Here is a 3,559-nt window from a genome sequence, read left to right as displayed (position 1 = left end):
GCGCCGTCCATCTGCGCCGCACCAGTGATCATGTTCTTCACATAGTCAGCGTGGCCCGGGCAGTCTACGTGCGCGTAGTGACGGGTCGGAGAATCATACTCAACGTGAGAGGTCGCGATGGTGATACCACGAGCCTTCTCTTCCGGCGCGTTATCGATCTGGTCAAACGCGCTGGCTGAACCTGTACCCCATACTTCGTGACATACACGAGTCAGAGCAGCGGTCAGAGTGGTCTTACCATGGTCAACGTGACCAATAGTACCCACGTTTACGTGCGGTTTACTACGCTCAAATTTTTCTTTGGACATTTGACCAACTCCCCTAATCAACCTGATCGTAACGTTGACCGGATAAAAATGGAGCTCATGGGCGGATTTGAACCGCCGACCTCACCCTTACCAAGGGTGTGCTCTACCAACTGAGCTACATGAGCATTAGAACCAAATTGGAGCGGGCAGCGGGAATCGAACCCGCGTCATCAGCTTGGAAGGCTGAGGTAATAGCCACTATACGATGCCCGCGAGCAATAAGTGGTGGAGGGGGCAGGATTCGAACCTGCGAAGGCGATGCCGTCAGATTTACAGTCTGATCCCTTTGGCCACTCGGGAACCCCTCCCGTACAAATTCGCTTCCCACGAATCTGCTCAAAACTTAAAGTGGAGCTGGCGGACGGAATCGAACCCCCGACCTGCTGATTACAAGTCAGCTGCTCTACCAACTGAGCTACGCCAGCTCACATTCGCCTCGTCAGCGAGGGCGGTATACTACGGAGTTTTTTCTGACGTTGCAACACCTTCGCAAGGGTTGATTTCGATGAAATCGAAATTTTTGCCATATTCCGAAGTTACCGCCTGAACCAGGTCCTCAGCGAGGTCCGGCTCAGCCTCAAAATCGAGGGCGTAGCTTATCTGATTTCGGTCATAGTTGGCTAGTACCGCATTGAGATTCTGACGTTTTTTTTCTTCGAGTACGGAAATTGCGGCCTCACGGGACTCGAAGAGGCCGAGGGAAATGGCGTTCCGGTATTCCCCCTGGGTGACCAGGTACGAGTCGATACCCTGGCGCTGGATTTCCCGGAACTGCTTGCGGGCGGCATCCGCCGGTTGCGGGGGAATCAACACCCAGTTAAGGGGTGGCCGTACTTGCTCCATTTCCTCAATGGTGACGGAGACGTCATCCAGCGCGGGCACTGCCTCCATAACAGCCTGGGCCGCCTCCCGACTATCCAGCCAGCCCAATCGCACACAGTGTAAGGGGCGCTCTTCCTGAACAGAGGCCGGCGGAGCGGGGCCCGACGAAACCTGCCCGGTAGACGCTACCTCACTGGACTCCTCAGCAACCTCTGCAACCACAGTCTCTTCAACCTCTTCGGGCTCGGAGACCGCCCCCTGGTCAGCCGAAGCCTTGAGACTGGCGACCCGGGGTAACGTGCCGGAAACAGCCGCCGTTGAGCTTACCGGAGGCTGCATCGCACCCGCGAAATACCACACGAACATGTTGGCGCAGAGCAGCAGTAAAGCCAACCACCTCATATTGCCAACTCTTCTGCATCAATGGCGGCAAGGCCCCGGAGCACCAGGTCTGGCGCGTGAATTGCGTTAAGGCCAAGGCTTTGGAGTCGTTCGGCGTCACCGCCTGTCACGAGGATATCGCGAAGGGCAAAGGTGCTGACATCGGCCCGGATCCGATCGATCATGGCAGCAAATAGCCAGGCCAGACCATGATTTACACATTCACCGGTGCTTATCCCCGGAGCCGTTTCCAGTACCTGCTCCAGATCAAACAGGATCCGGGCCGCATCGGTCTGGAGGCTCCGGATCATCATCTGCAGTCCCGGCAGGATGAACCCTCCCAGGTGCTGCCCGGAGTGATCCACGTAATCTACAGTCACCGCGCTGCCTGCATCCACGACGACAAACCCCTCCCGGTGCTGCTTCCAGGCGCCATACATGGCGTGCCAACGATCCGCACCCATACGCTGGTAGTCCTGGTACGCATTTCTCAGTCCGCCCCGTTCCGGTTCCGACCAGTGACACACGGCTGCCACGCCAAACCGACGTTCCAGATGGGCCACCAGTGCCTCTCGACGAGCCTCAGCAGCCACGGTGGATATGCTGATTCGCCGAACCCTGGGTTCCGGCGGTAGCCCTTGCAGGGGATCGGAGCTCGACAAGTCCCCGACACCGCTGGCAACCACGTCCTGCCGATCACCCAGCTGCCATTTCAAGCGGGTATTTCCCGCATCTATCAACAGTCTCATGAGCGCATCCGCAGGCTGATTTCCCCGGCCCTTACGGGAGTCACACCCTCGGCATTCCGGACCAGGTAATTACCGGTTTCATCGATGCCCTCGCCGGTGCCCTCCAGCTCGCCTCCCCGGGCATGAATCGTCTTACCCAAGAAGATATCCCGGGATTGCCAGGGCGCCCGGAAATCACTGAAACCGACATCGGCAAAAACTTCCGTAGCGTCATGGACGGCATTGATAATGGCCGCGGCGATCCGGTTCCGGGACCACTCCAAGGCGGGAAAGGCGGATGCGAGACTCGTCCAGGGCTGGTCCACGGATTCAGCCTCTGACATATGGACATTGATCCCGATGCCGGCGATCACCTGGACCACCCCCTCCTGCAGCTCCCCCTGAAGCTCAACGAGGATGCCACCGAGCTTGCCGTCGGGCAGGAAGATGTCATTGGGCCATTTCAGCCCGATGGACTCCGCTCCCAGCGACTCGAGCGCGTTGGCGACGGCCACCCCCAGCACCAGGCTGAGTCCGTCCAGCACGGCGAATCCCCCGTGGAACGTCAGCCCCATACTGAGGTACAGATTCTCACCACGGGGACTTTGCCAGGCTTTACCCCGGCGGCCTCGCCCTGCGGTCTGGCAGTCCGCAATACAGACCGGGATCGAGGAGCTTCCTGTCTGCCACTGTCGGATCACCTCGGCATTGGTGGAGTCCACCTGATCAAGAACCCTCAGGCTGAGGATCGACCGGATTCCGGGAGCAATTCCGCTTGAGATCTTCTCGGCGTCGAGCAGATCCACAGGCGTCAGGAGCTGGTACCCCTTGCCTCGCACCGTTGCCACCTCATACCCGTCGTCAACGGCGCGGCGGATCTGTTTCCAGACTGCGGTACGGCTTACCCCCAAAGATTGGGCAAGCGATTCCCCGGAATGGACCTGGCCGTCCTGGAGAAGGGTTATCAGTGCTTTGGATTTCATGAAACGGTATCCGGCCTGAAGAGATTAATAAGGGCGGATTAAACAACAGGAGAGGAGAAAACACAAAGAAGGGGTTGGCCGGAACGCCATATTTGCGGAGAAATACTCAGGCAGTGCTTCGCACTGCAGACAATAAAAAACCCCCAACGGCGAAGCCGCTGGGGGTTTTGGTATTAGGAGCCTGACGATGACCTACATTGCTCAGGCCGTTGGCCTTCGGCCCTTCGGGCCCGCCGTCGCTACGCTCCCGCGTCCTGCGGCGTGCGAAGCACGCCTTGTCACATGGGGGCTGTTGTAGTGCACAGCAGGGCCTCGATCCAAAATAAAAAAGCCCCGG

4 protein-coding genes and 4 tRNA genes are annotated in these 3,559 nt (G+C 58.5%); all 8 read right to left on the bottom strand.

What is annotated here, in order from left to right; genetic code table 11:
* A partial coding sequence (locus DET50_RS19235; RefSeq protein ID WP_258546179.1) for a GTP-binding protein occupies positions 1-308 on the bottom strand: 308 nt, incomplete at its 3' end.
* A 49-nt stretch (positions 309-357) separates the two neighbouring features.
* Positions 358-433: transfer RNA gene (locus DET50_RS19230), tRNA-Thr, on the bottom strand.
* Between the two features lie 13 nt (positions 434-446).
* Positions 447-521, bottom strand: a tRNA-Gly gene (locus tag DET50_RS19225).
* A gap of 10 nt (positions 522-531) precedes the next feature.
* A tRNA-Tyr gene (locus tag DET50_RS19220) sits at positions 532-616 on the bottom strand.
* Positions 617-657: 41 nt separating this feature from the next.
* Positions 658-733: transfer RNA gene (locus tag DET50_RS19215), tRNA-Thr, on the bottom strand.
* A 31-nt stretch (positions 734-764) separates the two neighbouring features.
* Positions 765-1,532, bottom strand: coding sequence for a hypothetical protein (locus DET50_RS19695; RefSeq protein WP_258546178.1), 768 nt, complete (start codon positions 1,530-1,532; stop codon positions 765-767).
* Complete coding sequence (locus DET50_RS19205; protein WP_113864300.1) at positions 1,529-2,260, bottom strand: type III pantothenate kinase; 732 nt, start codon at positions 2,258-2,260, stop codon at positions 1,529-1,531. Before DET50_RS19205 ends, DET50_RS19695 begins: the two co-directional genes overlap by 4 nt.
* On the bottom strand, positions 2,257-3,222 hold the full coding sequence (locus DET50_RS19200; protein WP_113864299.1) for a biotin--[acetyl-CoA-carboxylase] ligase: 966 nt from the start codon (positions 3,220-3,222) through the stop codon (positions 2,257-2,259). Before DET50_RS19200 ends, DET50_RS19205 begins: the two co-directional genes overlap by 4 nt.
* Positions 3,223-3,559 lie beyond the last annotated feature (337 nt).

This window comes from Marinobacter pelagius, from assembly GCF_003315345.1.
In the GTDB taxonomy this organism is placed as follows: Bacteria; Pseudomonadota; Gammaproteobacteria; order Pseudomonadales; family Oleiphilaceae; genus Marinobacter; species Marinobacter pelagius_A.
The sequence above is the reverse complement of the archived record's forward strand: the minus strand, read 5'-3'. Positions and strand labels throughout refer to the sequence as shown.

Excerpts from the sequence above, each read along its gene's own strand:
- DET50_RS19695 (WP_258546178.1), bottom strand. The coding sequence starts at position 1,532 with ATGAGGTGGTTGGCTTTACTGCTGCTCTGCGCCAACATGTTCGTGTGG.
- DET50_RS19205 (WP_113864300.1), bottom strand. The coding sequence starts at position 2,260 with ATGAGACTGTTGATAGATGCGGGAAATACCCGCTTGAAATGGCAGCTG.
- DET50_RS19200 (WP_113864299.1), bottom strand. The coding sequence starts at position 3,222 with ATGAAATCCAAAGCACTGATAACCCTTCTCCAGGACGGCCAGGTCCAT.